The 18,241-nt window shown below is 38.3% G+C and carries 19 protein-coding genes and 1 rRNA gene; 16 read left to right on the top strand and 4 right to left on the bottom strand.

What is annotated here, in order from left to right:
- Positions 1–15: 15 nt before the first annotated feature.
- Positions 16–1,560: ribosomal RNA gene (locus tag GQR44_RS18835) — 16S ribosomal RNA — on the bottom strand.
- 572 nt (positions 1,561–2,132) lie between these two features.
- Between GQR44_RS18835 and mioC the strand changes: the two genes are divergently transcribed.
- The 14 genes from mioC to GQR44_RS18765 all read left to right on the top strand — a co-directional run bounded on the left by mioC (position 2,133) and on the right by GQR44_RS18765 (position 14,365).
- Positions 2,133–2,594 carry an FMN-binding protein MioC gene (gene mioC / locus GQR44_RS18830; protein ID WP_166373208.1) on the top strand — a complete coding sequence of 154 codons (462 nt, stop codon included), beginning with the start codon at positions 2,133–2,135 and terminating at the stop codon, positions 2,592–2,594.
- Positions 2,595–2,964: 370 nt separating this feature from the next.
- Positions 2,965–4,854 carry a tRNA uridine-5-carboxymethylaminomethyl(34) synthesis enzyme MnmG gene (mnmG, locus tag GQR44_RS18825; protein WP_166373207.1) on the top strand — a complete coding sequence of 630 codons (1,890 nt, stop codon included), beginning with the start codon at positions 2,965–2,967 and terminating at the stop codon, positions 4,852–4,854.
- Positions 4,854–5,480 carry a 16S rRNA (guanine(527)-N(7))-methyltransferase RsmG gene (gene rsmG, locus GQR44_RS18820; RefSeq protein ID WP_166373206.1) on the top strand — a complete coding sequence of 209 codons (627 nt, stop codon included), beginning with the start codon at positions 4,854–4,856 and terminating at the stop codon, positions 5,478–5,480. Before mnmG ends, rsmG begins: the two co-directional genes overlap by 1 nt.
- 29 nt (positions 5,481–5,509) lie before the next feature.
- On the top strand, positions 5,510–6,304 hold the full coding sequence (locus GQR44_RS18815; RefSeq protein WP_166373205.1) for a ParA family protein: 795 nt from the start codon (positions 5,510–5,512) through the stop codon (positions 6,302–6,304).
- Position 6,305: 1 nt separating this feature from the next.
- Positions 6,306–7,214, top strand: coding sequence for a ParB/RepB/Spo0J family partition protein (locus tag GQR44_RS18810; protein WP_166373204.1), 909 nt, complete (start codon positions 6,306–6,308; stop codon positions 7,212–7,214).
- Between the two features lie 229 nt (positions 7,215–7,443).
- The gene (locus GQR44_RS18805) at positions 7,444–7,854 is read left to right on the top strand and encodes an ATP synthase subunit I (protein ID WP_166373203.1); all 411 of its coding nucleotides are present in this window, start codon (positions 7,444–7,446) and stop codon (positions 7,852–7,854) included.
- Positions 7,838–8,638 carry a F0F1 ATP synthase subunit A gene (gene atpB, locus GQR44_RS18800; protein ID WP_166373202.1) on the top strand — a complete coding sequence of 267 codons (801 nt, stop codon included), beginning with the start codon at positions 7,838–7,840 and terminating at the stop codon, positions 8,636–8,638. Before GQR44_RS18805 ends, atpB begins: the two co-directional genes overlap by 17 nt.
- A gap of 84 nt (positions 8,639–8,722) precedes the next feature.
- The gene (gene atpE, locus GQR44_RS18795) at positions 8,723–8,980 is read left to right on the top strand and encodes a F0F1 ATP synthase subunit C (protein WP_025565310.1); all 258 of its coding nucleotides are present in this window, start codon (positions 8,723–8,725) and stop codon (positions 8,978–8,980) included.
- A gap of 38 nt (positions 8,981–9,018) precedes the next feature.
- Entirely contained in the window at positions 9,019–9,489 is a 471-nt protein-coding gene (gene atpF, locus GQR44_RS18790; RefSeq protein ID WP_166373201.1) for a F0F1 ATP synthase subunit B, read from the top strand.
- 11 nt (positions 9,490–9,500) lie between these two features.
- The gene (atpH, locus tag GQR44_RS18785; RefSeq protein WP_166373200.1) at positions 9,501–10,034 is read left to right on the top strand and encodes a F0F1 ATP synthase subunit delta; all 534 of its coding nucleotides are present in this window, start codon (positions 9,501–9,503) and stop codon (positions 10,032–10,034) included.
- 12 nt (positions 10,035–10,046) lie between these two features.
- Positions 10,047–11,588 carry a F0F1 ATP synthase subunit alpha gene (atpA, locus tag GQR44_RS18780; protein ID WP_028869421.1) on the top strand — a complete coding sequence of 514 codons (1,542 nt, stop codon included), beginning with the start codon at positions 10,047–10,049 and terminating at the stop codon, positions 11,586–11,588.
- Between the two features lie 47 nt (positions 11,589–11,635).
- Positions 11,636–12,502, top strand: coding sequence for a F0F1 ATP synthase subunit gamma (gene atpG, locus GQR44_RS18775; protein ID WP_166373199.1), 867 nt, complete (start codon positions 11,636–11,638; stop codon positions 12,500–12,502).
- A gap of 30 nt (positions 12,503–12,532) precedes the next feature.
- Positions 12,533–13,930, top strand: a complete 1,398-nt coding sequence (gene atpD, locus GQR44_RS18770) for a F0F1 ATP synthase subunit beta (protein WP_025565305.1) — start codon at positions 12,533–12,535, stop codon at positions 13,928–13,930.
- Positions 13,931–13,945: 15 nt separating this feature from the next.
- The gene (locus GQR44_RS18765) at positions 13,946–14,365 is read left to right on the top strand and encodes a F0F1 ATP synthase subunit epsilon (protein ID WP_028869419.1); all 420 of its coding nucleotides are present in this window, start codon (positions 13,946–13,948) and stop codon (positions 14,363–14,365) included.
- Between the two features lie 470 nt (positions 14,366–14,835).
- Here GQR44_RS18765 and GQR44_RS18760 read toward each other — a convergent pair whose 3' ends face one another.
- From GQR44_RS18760 to GQR44_RS18750, 3 genes are all read right to left on the bottom strand, one after another.
- On the bottom strand, positions 14,836–14,997 hold the full coding sequence (locus GQR44_RS18760) for a DUF4223 family protein (RefSeq protein ID WP_166373198.1): 162 nt from the start codon (positions 14,995–14,997) through the stop codon (positions 14,836–14,838).
- 132 nt (positions 14,998–15,129) lie between these two features.
- Positions 15,130–15,828 (bottom strand): DUF2161 family putative PD-(D/E)XK-type phosphodiesterase, encoded by a 699-nt coding sequence (locus GQR44_RS18755; RefSeq protein ID WP_166373197.1) that lies wholly within the window; start codon positions 15,826–15,828, stop codon positions 15,130–15,132.
- Between the two features lie 103 nt (positions 15,829–15,931).
- A complete protein-coding gene (locus tag GQR44_RS18750) occupies positions 15,932–16,483 on the bottom strand; it encodes a TetR/AcrR family transcriptional regulator (RefSeq protein ID WP_166373196.1) in 552 nt (183 codons plus the stop codon).
- 86 nt (positions 16,484–16,569) lie between these two features.
- Between GQR44_RS18750 and GQR44_RS18745 the strand changes: the two genes are divergently transcribed.
- Both GQR44_RS18745 and glyQ read left to right on the top strand, forming a co-directional pair.
- On the top strand, positions 16,570–17,028 hold the full coding sequence (locus GQR44_RS18745) for an HPP family protein (RefSeq protein ID WP_166373195.1): 459 nt from the start codon (positions 16,570–16,572) through the stop codon (positions 17,026–17,028).
- A gap of 299 nt (positions 17,029–17,327) precedes the next feature.
- Positions 17,328–18,233: a glycine--tRNA ligase subunit alpha gene (gene glyQ / locus GQR44_RS18740; protein ID WP_028869415.1), complete on the top strand. Its 906-nt coding sequence runs from the start codon at positions 17,328–17,330 to the stop codon at positions 18,231–18,233.
- Positions 18,234–18,241 lie beyond the last annotated feature (8 nt).

Below are 18,241 nucleotides of genomic sequence, written 5' to 3'. Positions count from 1 at the left end.
ATGTGTTTCTTTACGTAAGGAGGTGATCCAGCCCCAGGTTCCCCTAGGGCTACCTTGTTACGACTTCACCCCAGTCATGAACCACACCGTGGTCATCGCCATCCCCGAAGGGTTAAGCTAATGACTTCTGGTGCAGCCCACTCCCATGGTGTGACGGGCGGTGTGTACAAGGCCCGGGAACGTATTCACCGTGGCATTCTGATCCACGATTACTAGCGATTCCAACTTCACGGAGTCGAGTTGCAGACTCCGATCCGGACTACGACAAACTTTAGGAGATTCGCATACCATCGCTGGTGAGCAGCCCTTTGTATTTGCCATTGTAGCACGTGTGTAGCCCATCCCGTAAGGGCCATGATGACTTGACGTCGTCCCCACCTTCCTCCGGTTTATCACCGGCAGTGTCCCTAGAGTTCCCGGCATAACCCGCTGGCAAATAAGGATAAGGGTTGCGCTCGTTGCGGGACTTAACCCAACATTTCACAACACGAGCTGACGACAGCCATGCAGCACCTGTCTCAGAGTTCCCGAAGGCACTCTACTATCTCTAACAGATTCTCTGGATGTCAAGGGATGGTAAGGTTCTTCGCGTTGCATCGAATTAAACCACATGCTCCACCGCTTGTGCGGGCCCCCGTCAATTCATTTGAGTTTTAACCTTGCGGCCGTACTCCCCAGGCGGTCTATTTAATGCGTTAGCTTTGAATCCCACGGCATATAGCCACAAAATTCTAATAGACATCGTTTACTGCGTGGACTACCGGGGTATCTAATCCCGTTTGCTCCCCACGCCTTCGCGCCTCAGCGTCAGTCTTTGTCCAGGTGGCCGCCTTCGCCACTGGTATTCCTTCAGATCTCTACGCATTTCACCGCTACACCTGAAATTCTACCACCCTCTACAAAACTCTAGTTAACCAGTTTCAAATGCAGTTCCAAGGTTGAGCCCTGGGATTTCACATCTGACTTAATTAACCGCCTACGCGCGCTTTACGCCCAGTAATTCCGATTAACGCTCGCACCCTCCGTATTACCGCGGCTGCTGGCACGGAGTTAGCCGGTGCTTCTTCTGCGAGTAACGTCACAGCTGCACTCTATTAAAGTACAACCTTTCCTCCTCGCTGAAAGTGCTTTACAACCCGAAAGCCTTCTTCACACACGCGGCATGGCTGCATCAGGCTTGCGCCCATTGTGCAATATTCCCCACTGCTGCCTCCCGTAGGAGTCTGGACCGTGTCTCAGTTCCAGTGTGGCTGGTCATCCTCTAAGACCAACTAGGGATCGTCGCCTTGGTAAGCCATTACCTTACCAACTAGCTAATCCCACTTGGGCTACTCTTATGGCGTGAGGCCCGAAGGTCCCCCACTTTGATCCGGAGATGTTATGCGGTATTAGCAGTCGTTTCCAACTGTTGTCCCCCACCATAAGGCATATTCCCAAGCATTACTCACCCGTCCGCCACTCGTCAGCAAAATAGCAAGCTATTCTCTGTTACCGTTCGACTTGCATGTGTTAAGCCTGCCGCCAGCGTTCAATCTGAGCCATGATCAAACTCTTCAATTTAAAGTTTAATTTGCAACCTAAGTTGCGACTCAATACTACTGACTAAAACTATTGTTGCTTATAAATAAACAACGATTGTTATTCTGAATTAATGAATTAATTCGTGTGTCACTATTATTGATGTTGCCTTTACAAGAAAGGACTTTGATTTTTTTGAAATCACATCAACAACAAGTGCTCACACAGATTGTTTGATTAAATTGTTAAAGAGCGTGCCTTTCGGCTAGGCGGCGTATATTACGCGCCTTTCGAACATTGTCAACGTTTTAATTTAACTTAATTTCGAAGCGAACTACGAAGCGTTAATACGTTAATAACTATTCTCAAACTCGCTGGGTAACTTGCGCTACACCCCGTGTCTGTGGGGTCGCATTATAGGGACTCAGATCACATTAGCAAGTATTAATTAGTGTTTTTTGTGATTATTATATTGAATGATTACTTAGCGAACAATTTGCTTTATTTTCATACTAATAACGCACTATATTGAACATATATACCCGTTATAATGAGATGCTATTTCATAAATTCATTGTTTGTTGTTTTGTTCTTATATAGAGAGAGAAAATATTGTGATTAATATAGACATATTAGTAGGTAGTACATTGGGTGGGACAGAGTATGTTGCAGAGGCTACCCAACCTTTTTTAGAAGAAGCTGGTTTTAGCACCCAAGTTCACTTCTCTCCAGATTTGACCATATTGAATATAGAAGAAGAAAGCATATGGTTAGTTTGTTTAGCAACACATGGCGCAGGTGACTACCCAGATAACTTTAAACAGATAGTAGAACAGATTAATAACATTTCGGATGATTTGTCTAACATTCATTTTGGCTTAATCGGTGTTGGTGACTCGAATTACGACACTTATTGTTATGCAGCAAAGCACTTCGATCTTCTGTTACATGAAAAAGGTGCGCTTCGATTAGGTAATATCTTCAATATTGACGTTGTTGAATCACCGATCCCAGAGGACCAAATTGAAGATTGGATCCCTTTATGGATAAAAGATCTTAATTCTTTAGCTATTTAATTGATAAGTTACCCACAAGTTTCTGTGCATAATTCATTTATAACTGCTGAATTAGTTTTGCGTAATCACTTTATAAAAATGTGCATAAATAGGCCTGTTGATAAGGTGTCTTTCTATACTCAGGTTGATCGCATTAAGATCCCCTATTATGCACACGATCGGATCTCTTTTAAGATCCTGATCTTTAATCATTTAAAGTTGTTTTACACAGAAATTCAATTGCTTAATAAGTATAGTAATAAAAGATCTTTAAAGATCTATATATAATACTAATACTATTGTTTTCTGTTAAAACAACCTTGTTGCTTTCCTTTATTTTTTAAACGGGTAAAATCTAACTTTAATTTTATATAGCTGTATTTGGAATATTATGATTTACCATGAACAATTTGACGTTATCGTTATTGGCGGTGGCCATGCAGGAACTGAAGCTGCTGCTGCGCCTGCTCGAATGGGATTAAAGACCCTGTTACTGACTCACAATATTGAAACATTAGGTCAAATGTCATGTAATCCCGCTATTGGTGGGATTGGTAAAGGACACTTAGTTAAAGAAATTGATGCTTTAGGTGGTTTAATGGCATCAGCTATCGACAAAGGTGGTATTCAGTTCAGAACGCTTAACTCAAGTAAAGGTCCAGCTGTACGAGCAACACGTGCGCAAGCAGATCGTCTTTTGTACAAAGCAGCTATTCGTGAAAAGTTAGAAAATCAAGAAAACTTACAGATATTCCAACAAGAAGTGGAAGATCTAATCATCGAAAATGATCGCGTAACGGGTGTGATCACCAAGATGGGTGTACGCTTTTCAGCTAAGTCAGTTGTGTTGACTGTTGGTACATTCTTAAATGGTTTGATCCATATTGGTTTAAAAAATTATAGCGGTGGACGCGCAGGTGATCCTGCTTCGATCACGTTATCGGATCGCTTAAAAGAGATGCCATTACGCATGGGTCGTTTAAAAACAGGAACACCCGCTCGTATTGATGCTCGTAGTATTGATTTTTCAGGTTTAGAAGTTCAACACGGTGATAATCCAACACCTGTATTTTCATTTTTAGGTAATCGCACAGAGCATCCTCGTCAAATCCCTTGTTATATCACTCATACGAATGAAAAAACGCATGACATCATTCGAGCTAATTTAGACAGAAGTCCAATGTATTCAGGTGTTATTGAAGGTGTTGGTCCTCGTTACTGCCCTTCTATCGAAGATAAAATAATGCGTTTTGCTGATAAAAATTCGCATCAAATATTTGTAGAGCCTGAAGGTTTAACAACACATGAAGTTTATCCTAATGGTATTTCTACAAGTTTACCTTTTGATGTACAACTCGCTTTTATTCAATCGATGAAAGGTTTTGAAAATGCCTTTGTCACTCGTCCTGGTTATGCCATTGAGTATGATTACTTTGATCCACGAGATCTTAAATCAACACTAGAAAGCAAATATATCGATGGTTTATTCTTTGCAGGCCAAATCAACGGTACAACGGGTTATGAAGAAGCTGCTGCACAAGGTTTATTAGCCGGAATGAATGCAGGTTTACAGGTACAAGACAAAGAAGGCTGGGCTCCTCGACGAGATCAAGCTTATATCGGCGTATTAGTTGATGACTTGTCGACATTAGGTACCAAAGAACCTTATCGTATGTTTACCAGCCGTGCTGAATATCGATTGTTATTGCGTGAAGACAATGCTGATACACGTTTAACAGAAAAAGGCAGAGAGTTAGGTTTAGTTGATGACGTTCGATGGGAAGCCTTTAGTAAAAAACAGGAATTAGTTGTAACAGAATTAGCTCGACTAAAAAATCAATGGGTTAATCCTAACTCTATCAATGCAGATAAAATTAATGAATTATTAAAAAAACCAATGCAACGTGAAAGTACATTGGAAGCGATGATCCGTCGACCAGAAGTTACTTATGAAACATTGATGAAAGTTGATGGGTTAGGACCTGCTATTAGCGATCCTATTGCAGCAGAGCAAGTTGAAATTAATATCAAATACCAAGGTTATATTGATCGTCAGCTTGATGAGATAGCAAAACTAAAACGCCATGAAGATACACTCTTACCAAAAGATCTAGATTATTCAGAGATCAAGGGATTATCTAATGAGGTAACTGCGAAGCTAAATGATTTAAAACCTGAAAGTATTGGTCAAGCATCGCGCGTATCTGGGATCACCCCAGCTGCTATTTCTATTTTATTGATACATTTAAAGAAAAGCGGCGTTCGTCGTAAGGCCGGTTAATGAGTTTACGACTTCAGTTAGATGCGCTTATTGCGCAAACAGATCTTGTCATTACGGATCAACAAGTATCTCAATTAGTACAGTTAGTTGAGTTGTTAGCAAAGTGGAATAAAGCGTACAATCTCACTTCTGTACGCGATCCATCACAAATGCTTGTCAAACATATTATGGACAGTATAGTCGTATCACCTCATTTGCAGGGAGATAGCTTTATTGATGTTGGAACTGGACCGGGTTTACCAGGTCTACCGTTAGCGATATTAAATCCTGATAAAAACTTTGTTTTATTAGACAGCTTAGGAAAACGTTTACGTTTTATTCGACAAGCGATCCTCAGTTTAGGGTTAAAAAATGTAGAGATAGTACAAAGCCGAGTTGAAGAATATCGACCTGAAACTGGTTTTGACTGTGTCTTAAGCCGTGCCTTTGCATCATTAGAAGATATGTTATCTTGGTGTTACCACTTACCTAATACAGGTGGTCACTTTTTAGCGCTTAAAGGGCAATATCCTGAATCTGAAGTTAATAATTTAGATTCAAAATTTAAATTTATTGAGTCGGTTACATTACAAGTCCCACAATTAGATGGTGAACGCTGTTTAGTCAAAGTTAAGCGTGTATCGTAATCACTCAAATACATATTAAGTAGGTTTTTGTGGGTAAAATAATAGCGATTGCAAATCAAAAAGGTGGCGTTGGTAAAACGACTACTTGTGTTAACTTAGCGGCTTCAATGGCTGCCACTAAACGTAAAGTTTTGATTATTGATCTTGATCCCCAGGGTAATGCAACCATGGGCAGCGGGATTGATAAATATGAAGTTGCTCATACCGCATATGATCTTTTAATTGATGAGCTTCCCCTTGCTCAAGTGATTGAGTCTGAAACGACGGGAGGCTTTGATTTAGTCGCAGCTAATAGTGATGTTACTGCAGCTGAAGTTAAATTAATGACTTTTTTCTCGCGCGAAACACGTTTAAGAACAGCTCTAGAAGGCGCTAGGGATATTTATGATTATATATTTATAGATTGTCCCCCTTCTCTCAATATGTTGACCGTAAATGCAATGACGGCTGCTGATTCAGTGTTGGTGCCTATGCAATGTGAATACTATGCGTTAGAAGGTTTAACGGCATTAGTTGATACGATTAGTAAACTGGCAGCTGTGGTTAATGCTGATCTAAAAATCGAAGGCATTTTACGCACTATGTACGATCCTCGTAATCGATTATCTACAGATGTATCTGATCAATTAAAGAAGCATTTTGGTGATAAAGTTTACCGTACTATTATTCCACGTAATATTCGCTTAGCTGAAGCGCCTAGCTTTAGTAAGCCGGTAATGTATTATGATAAAAATTCTACCGGAGCAAGAGCATATTTATCTTTAGCAGGTGAAATTTTAAGGCGTGAAGAGCAATCTATTAGTACAGAACAGGAAGTTATTTAATATGTTAGGCAAAAAAAGAGGCTTAGGTAAGGGACTGGATTCATTATTAAGCAGCAGTACCGTCACGCGTAATAAGCAAGTCTCACATGATGCGAATGCAGAACAGACGCAGCAGCGTATTAATCAAGATCAAGGTGCCTTACAAGACATTGATATTAATAAGTTGCAAGTTGGTAAATACCAACCTCGTCGAGATATGTCATCGGATGCATTACAAGAATTAGCTAACTCTATTCATGCTCAAGGTATTATTCAACCCCTTGTAGTTCGTGAGACCGGTCATCAAAAATTTGAAATTATTGCAGGCGAACGTCGTTGGCGAGCTGCAAAAATAGTTGGGCTTGAATCTATTCCTTGTTTAATAAAAAATGTAGAAGATGACGCAGCTATAGCGATTGCCTTGATTGAAAATATTCAACGTGAAAATCTTAATGCAATGGAAGAAGCGATTGCTTTAAAGCGCATTGTTGATGAATTTGAATTAACTCACCAAGAAGTTGCTCAAGCAGTTGGAAAATCACGTACTGCCGTTAGTAACCTACTCCGTTTAAATAATCTTAACGAAGATGTTCAAACATTATTAGAACATGGCGATCTAGAGATGGGCCATGCTCGCGCTTTATTAGTTTGTGAGGGAACGCTACAATCTGATCTTGCTAAAATAGTTGTAAGCAAAGCATTAAGTGTACGTGAAACTGAAAAATTAGTTAAAAAATCGCAAGCACCAGAGAAAGTTAAAACTCCTCCTCTTTTTTGTGAAAAAACTGAGTTATTTGTTACAACTTTAGAAAATAAATTTGGTCTAAAAGTAACAGCTAAAAATAGTAAAAATGGATCTGGTAAATTAGTCATAGACTACAGTTCTATAACAGACTTAGATGCATTGATCACATTAATAGAAAATAAATAACGGAAAGCGAAGGTTTTCGTTACTTTATTGTTTTAGATCATATGCAGTTTCCTCTGCTTTATATTAAATAATCATGAAAGTTTTCCGATTCTACTACCTCAACGCATCGCTCCATATTGCATTGACATTTTTTGTCGGTATAATTTGCTCAGGTTTTAATTTGGGCGAATAATTGATTATTTTTTATCATTTATTCATGCTTTGAATTAGCTAGTAAAAGGAAATCAGAGTGGTTGATAAACTAGCAAAAAAAGGTCAGGTTTCAGGGCTGAAATTGGTGGCTTTTCAATTATTATTAATGCTAATTATTGCATTGGTTTCAACAGTGTTTTTTTCGATTAAGTCTGGTTATTCAGCCTTAGCTGGAGGAGTCACTTTTTTGCTTCCTAACCTTATTTTTGTTTTGATGGCATTTGCACACGCAGGTGCTAGACAAACTAAAAAAGTACTTAGGGGGTTTTACGCAGGGGAGGCTATTAAACTCTTTTTAACTGTGCTGCTGTTTGTTGTGTTTTTGAAATATGTGTTGTTATCACTAACTGCTTTCTATATTTCATTCTCATTTCTGGTTGCCTCACAGTGGTTAGCGCCTTTCTTTTTTTATAACAACGATGGGATAAAACATGTCAGGTCAAGGTGAAGCTCTAACATCATCAAGTTATATTCAACATCATCTAACAAACCTTACATGGAGTGTTGATGGTGGTTGGAATGCGCATGATGCTGGATTTTGGACTTTTCACGTCGATTCTCTACTGGTAGCAGTAGGCCTCGGTGTATTATTTCTTTGGTTGTTTCGTAGTGTTGCAAAATATTCTACTGTTGGTGTACCTGGTAAATTACAGTGTTTCATCGAAATGGTAATTGATTTTGTAGATGAGAATGTAAAAGATACATTTCATGGCAAAAATGCCTTGATAGCACCTTTAGCATTAACTATTTTTGTTTGGGTTTTCTTAATGAACCTAATGGATTTAGTTCCTGTTGATTTGCTACCTATCGCTGCGCAAACTATCGGAGTACCTTATCTTAAAGTTGTACCTACAACTGATTTAAACGTAACACTTGGTATGTCATTGAGTGTATTCGCTTTAATCATTTACTACACTGTTAAAGTAAAAGGTTTCGGTGGGTTCGTTAAAGAACTGACTATGCAACCATTTAACCACTGGGCATTTATCCCTGTAAACTTCCTGCTTGAATCTGTGACGCTATTAGCGAAACCTGTTTCATTAGGACTGCGTTTATTCGGAAATCTATATGCTGGTGAATTAATCTTTATTTTAATAGCACTACTGGGTTACTGGCAATTACCACTGTACTTTCCGTGGGCCGTATTCCATATTTTAATTATTGTTCTACAAGCTTTCATATTTATGATGTTAACTATCGTATATATGAGTATGGCGCATGAAGATCATTAATTATTTAGGTATGACGTTAACTTTTACTTTTTAAGTAATTACTTTTAAACATAAAACAATTTAATTTTATTTGGAGAATTTTTCATGGAAACAGTATTAGGTTTTACTGCAATCGCTGTAGCACTTCTAATTGGTTTAGGCGCAGCTGGCACAGCTATCGGTTTTGGTATCTTAGGTGGTAAATTCCTAGAAGGTGCTGCTCGTCAACCAGAAATGGCACCTATGTTACAAGTTAAAATGTTCATCGTTGCTGGTCTTATCGATGCAATCGCAATGATCGGTGTTGGTATTGCATTATTCTTCACATTTGCAAACCCATTTGTAGCTCAACTAGCGGGCTAATAACGGATCCTAATTTACTTAATTACTAAGGAGCTGTTATGAATATTAATGCAACCCTAATTGGCCAAGCTATCGCATTTGCGATATTTGTTTGGTTCTGCATGAAGTATGTGTGGCCACCACTTTTAGACGCAATAGAAGCGCGTCAAAAGAAAATTGCGGATGGTCTAACACAAGCTGAACGTGCAGGAAAAGATCTTGAACTTGCGCAAGCTAAAGCAGCTGACAAGCTGAAACAAGCTAAAGCACAAGCGGCAGAAATTATCGATCAAGCTAATAAGCGTCGTACACAAATTGTTGAAGAAGCTAAAAATGAAGCTGAAACTGAGCGCAGTAAAATTATTGCTCAAGGTGAAGCGGAAGTTGAAGCAGAACGTAATCGTGCTCGTGAAGAGTTACGTCAACAAGTTGCTGTTCTAGCTATTGCGGGTGCTGAAAAAATCATTAAGCGTACTATTGATAAAGAAGCGAATAGCGACATTATTGATAAATTAGTTGCTGAACTATAAGGAGCGAAGTTATGTCTGAATTGACTACTGTAGCTCGTCCTTATGCAAGAGCCGCTTTTGAATTTGCAGTTAGTAATAACAAAATCGAAGCTTGGTCTACGATGCTGTTTTTTGCCGCTGAAGTTGCACAAGATGCAACCATGGCAAAGATACTAACACGCGATAAAGCACCAAAAGAGTTAGCTGATCTGTTTCTTAATGTTTGTGGAGACCAACTCGATGAGAATGGTCAAAACTTTATTAAAGTATTAGCTGAAAATGGACGTTTGAGTGTTTTGCCTCGCATTACACAACTTTTTTCTGATTTAGAAACTGAGTATAAAAAAGAGATCGACGCTGATGTTGTCTCTGCTTATGCACTGTCTAAAGTTCAATTAAAAGAGTTGAGTATATCGTTGGAAAAACGCCTCGCACGAAAAGTAAACCTAAATTGTAGTATTGATAAATCGTTAATTGCTGGGATGGTTATTACCGCCGGTGATTTAGTGATTGATAGCACCGCTAGCGGTCAACTATCTCGTTTATCACATACTTTACAATCTTAATGGGAAGTTAGCATGCAACTGAATTCCACTGAAATTAGCGATCTTATCAAGCAACGAATTGGAAAATTCGAAGCGGTAAGCGAAGCGCGAAATGAAGGTACAATCGTTTCTGTAAGCGATGGTATTATTCGCATCAACGGCCTTGCTGAATGTATGCAAGGTGAGATGATCGAACTACCAAATGGTAGCTTTGCTATGGCACTTAACCTTGAGCGTGACTCGGTAGGTGCTGTTGTAATGGGACCTTACCGTGACCTTAAAGAAGGTGAAAAGGTAAAATCAACTGGTCGTATTCTTGAAGTACCAGTAGGTAAAGGTCTTCTTGGTCGAGTTGTTAACACAATGGGTGAGCCGATTGATGGAAAAGGACCTATCGAAAACGATGGTTTCTCTCCAATTGAAGTGATCGCACCTGGTGTAATCGATCGTAAATCAGTTGACCAACCAGTACAAACTGGTTGGAAATCAATCGATTCAATGATTCCAATCGGTCGTGGTCAACGTGAACTTATCATCGGTGACCGTCAAGTAGGTAAAACTGCTATTGCAATCGATGCAATCATTAACCAAAAATCTACAGGTTTATACTCTATCTATGTTGCGATTGGCCAAAAAGCGTCAACTATTGCAAACGTAGTACGTAAACTTGAACAGCATGGCGCGTTAGAAAATACTATCGTTGTTGTAGCATCTGCTTCTGAAGCTGCTGCATTACAATACCTTGCACCGTATGCAGGTTGTTCAATGGGAGAATACTTCCGTGACCGCGGTGAAGATGCACTGATTGTATATGATGATCTTTCTAAGCAAGCTGTTGCTTACCGTCAGATTTCACTATTGCTTAAACGTCCACCGGGCCGTGAAGCATACCCTGGTGATGTTTTCTACCTTCACTCTCGTCTTCTAGAGCGTGCATCTCGTGTAAGCGAGCATTACGTTGAAACCTTTACTAAAGGTGCAGTGAAAGGTAAAACTGGTTCATTAACAGCATTACCAATCATTGAAACACAAGCGGGCGATGTATCTGCATTCGTACCGACTAACGTAATATCTATTACCGATGGTCAGATCTTCTTAACAACTGAACTCTTTAATAGTGGTGTACGTCCAGCGGTTGATCCAGGTATCTCTGTATCACGTGTTGGTGGTGCTGCTCAGTGTAAGGTGATTAAAAAGCTTTCTGGTGGTATTCGTACTGCTTTAGCGCAATACCGTGAATTAGCAGCGTTTGCACAGTTTGCATCTGATTTAGATGAAGCTACGCGTAAACAGCTTGAGCATGGTAAAAAAGTAACTGAATTAATGAAGCAGAAACAATATGCTCCTATGTCAGTTGTTGAACAAGCGTTATCACTATTTGCTGCAGAGAAAGGCTTCTTAAATGATGTCGATGTTGAAAAAGTATTAGACTTTGAAGCATCTTTAATCTCTTACGCTAAAAATGAGCATGCTGAGTTTTATGCTCAAATTAATGCATCTGGTGATTACAACAAAGAAATCGAAGGGCAATTTAAGTCTCTTTTAGAATCTTTTGTTGCGACGCAAACCTGGTAATTAATTAACGGCGAAAGTCGTTAGTTAGCATTAATTAGGAGTAAGAAATGGCCGGCGATAAAGAAATTAGAAATAAGATCGCGAGTGTGAAAAACACTCAAAAAATCACTGGTGCCATGGAAATGGTTGCAGCATCAAAGATGCGTCGTGCGCAACAACGCATGCAAAGCAGTCTTTCTTATGCAACTACTATGCGCAAAGTGATTGGTCATATCGCACTAGGTAACTTGGAATACCACCACCCTTATCTTGAAGAAAGAGATATTAAGCGTGTTGGTTATATTGTCATTTCAAGTGATCGTGGTTTATGTGGCGGTTTAAACATTAATTTGTTTAAACCGGTTATCCAAGAAATGAAAAAACACAGCGAAGCTGGCGTTGAAGTTGATTTAGCCATTGTCGGTTCTAAAGCAAAAAGTTTCTTTGGTAATTTAGGCGCTAACATTGTTGCTCAAGCTACGGCTTTGGGTGATGCACCACAAATCGATGATTTAATCGGTTCGGTAAAAGTAATGTTAGATGCTTATGATGCAGGTGACCTTGATCGTTTGTATATAGTGAACAATAAATTCGTTAGTACCATGGTACAAGTACCTACAATCAGTCAGTTATTACCTCTGCCAAAAGCAGAAAGTGATAACGAAGTTGCTGCCCATCACTGGGATTACATCTACGAAGGTGATGCTAAAGATATTTTAGATTCATTATTAGTTCGTTATGTTGAATCTCAAGTGTATCAAGCAGTAGTGGAAAACTTAGCGTGTGAGCAAGTTTCACGTATGGTTGCAATGAAAGCAGCAACCGATAACGCAAGTGACTTAATTGAAGATTTACAACTTGTTGCCAACAAAGCACGTCAAGCTGCAATTACTCAGGAACTATCTGAGATTTGTGGTGGTGCGGCTGCGGTATAATTTTAAAATAAAGATTTTAGAGGATCAGAAATGAGTTCAGGTAAAATCGTACAGATTATCGGTGCTGTTGTGGATGTTGAATTCCCACAAGAAAGCGTTCCGAATATATACAGTGCACTGATCGTGACTGAGAAAAACCTAACAATGGAAGTGCAGCAACAAATTGGCGGCGGCGTTGTACGTTGTATCGCTATGGGTGCTTCTGAAGGTTTGAGTCGTGGTTTAGAAGTTACTGATACTAAACATGCAATCACAGTACCTGTTGGTACGGCTACATTAGGCCGTATTATGAATGTATTGGGTGAGCCGATTGATGAATGTGGTCCTGTTGTTTCTGATGAACAATACGAGATTCACCGTGCAGCTCCTTCTTATGAAGAGCAGTCAGCATCAAATGAAACACTGGAAGTAGGTATTAAAGTTATCGACCTAATCTGCCCATTCGCAAGAGGTGGTAAAATCGGCCTGTTCGGTGGTGCTGGTGTTGGTAAAACAGTTAACATGATGGAGCTTATCAATAACATCGCACTGAAACATTCAGGTTTGTCTGTTTTTGCTGGTGTTGGTGAGCGTACTCGAGAAGGTAACGATTTCTACTTTGAAATGCAGGAAGCTGGCGTTGTAAACGTTGAAAAACCTGAATTATCAAAAGTGGCAATGGTTTACGGTCAAATGAATGAGCCACCAGGAAACCGTTTACGTGTTGCCCTGACTGGCCTTACAATGGCTGAGCGCTTCCGTGATGAAGGTAAAGACGTACTTCTATTCATTGATAACATCTACCGTTACACACTAGCGGGAACAGAAGTATCAGCTCTACTAGGTCGTATGCCATCAGCCGTTGGTTACCAACCAACACTTGCTGAAGAGATGGGTGTTTTACAAGAGCGTATTACCTCTACTAAAACGGGTTCTATCACTTCTATCCAAGCGGTATACGTACCTGCGGATGATTTAACGGATCCATCTCCGGCAACAACCTTTGCTCACTTAGACGCAACAGTTGTACTTAACCGTAATATCGCATCTATGGGTCTATACCCTGCGATTGACCCGTTAGATTCAACATCTCGTCAACTTGATCCACTTGTTGTTGGTCAAGAGCATTACGATATCGCACGTGGCGTGCAAGGTATCTTACAGCGTTATAAAGAGCTAAAAGATATCATTGCTATCCTAGGTATGGATGAGCTTTCTGAAGAAGATAAGCAAATTGTATCTCGTGCACGTAAAGTTGAGAAATTCCTTACTCAGCCTTACCACGTAGCTGAAGTATTTACAGGCGACCCAGGTATTTACGTACCACTTAAAGACACATTAGCTGGCTTTAAAGGTTTAATTGCTGGTGAATACGACGACATTCCTGAGCAAGCGTTCCTATACGTAGGTGCAATTGAAGAAGCTGTCGAAAACGCTAAAAAAATGTAACAGCTGGAGGTTACTATGGCTAAAGCAATGACCACACATTTAGATGTTGTAAGTGCTGAAAAATCTTTATTTAAAGGATTAGTTTCACATTTATCAGTATCTGGTCAAGAAGGTGAACTAGGCATTATGCATGGTCACACACCACTTCTGACACCAATTAAACCAGGAATGGTTCAATTAGTTAAGCAAAATGGTGGCGAAGAAGTCATTTATATCTCAGGCGGTTTTCTTGAAGTACAGCCAGGTGGTGTTACGGTATTAGCCGATACTGCAATTCGTGGTCAAGATCTTGACAAAGCGAAAGCAGAAGAAGCTAAACGTGCAGCAGAAGCACAAATGTCAAATCCTTCTAAGGATATTGATTTTGCACTGGTTACTGCACAACTTGCGCAAGCAGTTGCACAGTTACGTGCGATTAAGTTAACACGTAAGTAGATATTTAAACTTTCGTTAAAAAAAGGCGACCATATGGTCGCCTTTTTTATTGCTGTTAATTTTGAGATTGGTAACTGATATTTAATATTCAATTGTATTTTATATCAATAGTTTATTTATCATACTCTAAGATACTATTATCCATTATCAAATCCTATCTACTCCATATCTAATTTGATTTCATAACCCACAAATAACTGGCTGATATTATTTAAATTAATGTCTGAGTTAGCAAATCAAGAAATCTGTATTAATTGGTCACGTATATGGCTTTATTATTAAGGTAGGTTGTTATATAAGATGATCAAAATAATCACAGATAGGCTGTTAATTTTATTTTTTGAAGTAATTTAAAAGAAAGGGTATTGGTTTTATTTATTTATATATATCTATTAATAAACAGACTGATATTTAATTTAAAAAAAAAACGTATTCAATGATGAATACGTTTTTGATATAAAAATTTATTATTAATGATTATCACAAGCACCGATTGCACCTGGAATAGACAGTGCTGGAACCAATAAGTAATCTTCAGAACAAGTGCCAGATTGGTTAGTTACAGTACCAGTACAACCAGCAAGAAGAATAACAGCTACTGCTGCAACAGCAAATTTTGCGATATGTTTCATATTTATATCCTTATTTTTATTAAACAATCAAACAATTGTCAATTGTAAATATACCTTATGGAATTTGAATTTGCTACAAAACATTCTACAAAAATGAATGATTAAAGATTAAATAATTAATTTGTATATTAATTAATCATTTAATATCAAATGTGCAGACTTAACTTGCCACTCTACTAACTCTGTTTTTCCTTTTTTAGATAATTGATAAGTACCTCTTTCTACTTTTTCAAACCAACCATAATAATCGTCACTTAAAAATCGTGTTGCCTGTGGTTCTGAAATTGCTTTGTTGATCTGCATACCTTTTGCTATTGGTTGTGATAGAAAAAACTCTGCAACACGAATACAACGTTGTCTATATGCTGTTAAACCTGCTTTGGAGCGTGTAGAGCCACCTTTTTGTGTATCACCTACACGTTGATTAAACTCTTTTAACAATGCATCTTGCTTACGTTTATTTTTGCGTGGCATGTAATCTTGTGGGTCAAATATAACCTCCACATATTGCTGATCTTGTTGGATATCAACCACTATTAAACCTATTGCTAAACGCTTGATCAGCTTCTTAACTTGTTTACTTTGTTTCTTGTAAACCGAGCATTGTTTGGGCACTGCAATATAAACGATATCAGACAAACTAAACCTATCTACCGCTTGTAATAACAAGGTGATATTTAAATTTAATTTTAATTCTACAATAATAATCTGTTCATTCTTTTTAGCGACGATATCGCAGTTTTTTATCTCACCCTTAACTTCATAGTCTAAACATTGTAGATAGTTCTTAATTGGCTGATATAAATCACTTTCTTTTATTTTATTAGGCATTGTAAAAGTTTGATCGCTTTAAATATTTAATGTTATGAGTATCTAATAGGTCGCTTATGTTTACCACAGCTCACTGCTTTTTATTTACAACTAATCAATATCTTTAATTTGTCGATAATTGATTAAGAATTGTAATGCTTTTATTAGTAACAGTCAGGTCATTGCTAACATAGGCAGCAGAGATTGCGCCCTCTTTCATGATACATATTGCATCGAGTAAGAGAGGATTTTCCTCAATTAAGTGTTGTTCGATTAGGTGACGGATTTGTTCTTTATGTTGCAGGCAAAAGAGTGAAATTTTACCATTTTTATCACTAAATTCAGCAGAGCTATTGATAAAAAAGCAACCTCGAAAGTTACCTAGTACGGGGTCAGTATTATTAAACCAGCTTTGTAATGCATCAAATAAACATTTAATAAGCTCTTTATTAGAATTTACAGCCCTTATTTTAGTTGTTAACCATTCCATGAAAAGTTGATGTCGCTGCTCAAGTGCTGCAAGGATTAGTTCTTCTTTGCTTGAAAAGTGATTGTATAAAGTGTTTTTAGCAACACCTGATACTTGTAATATTTCGTTAATACCAATCGTATTAATGCCCTTCTTATAAAAAAGAGATAAGGCGGTATCGATTAATAATTGTCGTTTTTTATTCATTTAAGATCATCCGTTATATAAATTGACAACTTATATACGCTTTAGTTATCCTTAACAGGACAAGTCTGTCCTTTTTTGGAGTTTACATGAATAAATTATTTTTACCACTTTTAGCTGGAATCGGAGCTTCATTGGCGATTGGCTTGTTATCGTATATGGATCAAAACTTATCTGATGTTGCATTATTAATGGCTCCTTTTGGTGCTACTGTCGTGATTGTTTTTGGTCTACCTGATAGTCCTTTAGCACAAGCTAAAAATGTTATTTTTGGACATTTAATCACTGCTTTTATTGGTATCTTTTTTGTCCAATTTATTGGTGTAAGTCCACTCTATTTAGCAATGGCAACCGGATTAGGTGTAAGTGCTATGCTGTTAACAAAAACCACCCATCCTCCTGCAGGAGCAAATCCCATACTCATTATGTTATCAGCACAAAGTTGGAGTTTTTTAGTCACCCCTGTTTTGATCGGTGCGGTTGTGATTGTATTATTAGGAAAGTTGATGAAAACAGCTAAAATAAAATTAACATCACAGTCTATATAGGTTTATTGATAAAAGTGAGCGCTTACATATTATTTGCTTTTTATACTCGTTTTATTTATTGATAACGATATTTTTTATATTATTGGTTTCTTTTATCTCGTTTGAATCGTCAACTTTTCAATTGTTTTGTTTGTTATTGTTAAGTTCTTTCTGATTCGTATTAAAATTATTCTATTTTGTTTGATCTACTTCTCTGAGATTAACCTGTAAAGTGAGTTATAGCGCTATTGCCATTGGTATAATTGACGCCAATAGGTATAATAGATTTCATTTTTTTTAATCAACTCGAAGCCTAAATCATGCAAAAATTCGATACAAAAACATTCCAAGGGCTGATTCTTGCATTGCAAGACTTCTGGGCTCGCCAAGGTTGTGCAATAGTTCAACCGCTTGATATGGAAGTTGGAGCTGGAACATTCCACCCACAAACCTTTTTACGTTCGATTGGTCCTGAGCCAATGAGCAGCGCTTATGTACAACCTTGTCGCCGTCCTACTGATGGTCGTTATGGTGAAAACCCAAATCGCTTACAACACTACTACCAATTCCAAGTAGTATTAAAACCATCTCCTAAAAATATTCAAGAGTTGTATTTACAATCGCTTGAAGAAATTGGTATCGATACCTCTATCCATGATATCCGTTTTGTAGAAGATAACTGGGAATCACCAACGTTAGGTGCTTGGGGACTAGGTTGGGAAATCTGGTTAAACGGGATGGAAGTGACACAGTTTACTTATTTCCAACAAGTGGGTGGACTTGAGTGCTCTCCTGTTACCGGTGAAATTACCTATGGTTTAGAGCGTCTTGCTATGTATGTTCAAGGTGTGGATAGTATCTACGATCTCGTATGGACAGATGGCCCAATGGGTAAAGTGACTTACGGTGATATTTTTCATCAAAATGAAGTAGAACAATCGACCTACAATTTTGAATATGCCGATGTTGATGCATTATTTACACAATTTGATCAATGTGAAAAAGATAGCCAAAAATTAATTGAAGCTAGCTTGCCGTTACCTGCTTATGAGCAAGTAATGAAAGCATCGCATGTTTTTAACTTGTTAGATGCTCGTCATGCAATCTCTGTTACTGAGCGCCAACGTTATATATTACGTGTGCGTTCATTATCAAAAGCCGTTGCAGAGGCTTATTACGCTAAGCGTGAAGCACTTGGTTTCCCACTTTGTAAAAATTTAAATTAATAGAGGCA

The organism is Psychromonas sp. SA13A, from assembly GCF_011378715.1.
Classification (GTDB): Bacteria; Pseudomonadota; Gammaproteobacteria; order Enterobacterales; family Psychromonadaceae; genus Psychromonas.
Note: the sequence above shows the minus strand (reverse complement) of the source record. Positions and strands in the feature narration are given on the sequence as shown.

Excerpts from the sequence above, each read along its gene's own strand:
- GQR44_RS18750 (WP_166373196.1), bottom strand. The coding sequence starts at position 16,483 with ATGAATAAAAAACGACAATTATTAATCGATACCGCCTTATCTCTTTTT.
- atpB (WP_166373202.1), top strand. The coding sequence starts at position 7,838 with ATGTCAGGTCAAGGTGAAGCTCTAACATCATCAAGTTATATTCAACAT.
- rsmG (WP_166373206.1), top strand. The coding sequence starts at position 4,854 with ATGAGTTTACGACTTCAGTTAGATGCGCTTATTGCGCAAACAGATCTT.
- mnmG (WP_166373207.1), top strand. The coding sequence starts at position 2,965 with ATGATTTACCATGAACAATTTGACGTTATCGTTATTGGCGGTGGCCAT.
- GQR44_RS18745 (WP_166373195.1), top strand. The coding sequence starts at position 16,570 with ATGAATAAATTATTTTTACCACTTTTAGCTGGAATCGGAGCTTCATTG.
- atpA (WP_028869421.1), top strand. The coding sequence starts at position 10,047 with ATGCAACTGAATTCCACTGAAATTAGCGATCTTATCAAGCAACGAATT.
- atpD (WP_025565305.1), top strand. The coding sequence starts at position 12,533 with ATGAGTTCAGGTAAAATCGTACAGATTATCGGTGCTGTTGTGGATGTT.
- glyQ (WP_028869415.1), top strand. The coding sequence starts at position 17,328 with ATGCAAAAATTCGATACAAAAACATTCCAAGGGCTGATTCTTGCATTG.
- GQR44_RS18760 (WP_166373198.1), bottom strand. The coding sequence starts at position 14,997 with ATGAAACATATCGCAAAATTTGCTGTTGCAGCAGTAGCTGTTATTCTT.
- atpH (WP_166373200.1), top strand. The coding sequence starts at position 9,501 with ATGTCTGAATTGACTACTGTAGCTCGTCCTTATGCAAGAGCCGCTTTT.
- GQR44_RS18755 (WP_166373197.1), bottom strand. The coding sequence starts at position 15,828 with ATGCCTAATAAAATAAAAGAAAGTGATTTATATCAGCCAATTAAGAAC.
- GQR44_RS18810 (WP_166373204.1), top strand. The coding sequence starts at position 6,306 with ATGTTAGGCAAAAAAAGAGGCTTAGGTAAGGGACTGGATTCATTATTA.
- atpE (WP_025565310.1), top strand. The coding sequence starts at position 8,723 with ATGGAAACAGTATTAGGTTTTACTGCAATCGCTGTAGCACTTCTAATT.
- atpG (WP_166373199.1), top strand. The coding sequence starts at position 11,636 with ATGGCCGGCGATAAAGAAATTAGAAATAAGATCGCGAGTGTGAAAAAC.
- atpF (WP_166373201.1), top strand. The coding sequence starts at position 9,019 with ATGAATATTAATGCAACCCTAATTGGCCAAGCTATCGCATTTGCGATA.
- GQR44_RS18765 (WP_028869419.1), top strand. The coding sequence starts at position 13,946 with ATGGCTAAAGCAATGACCACACATTTAGATGTTGTAAGTGCTGAAAAA.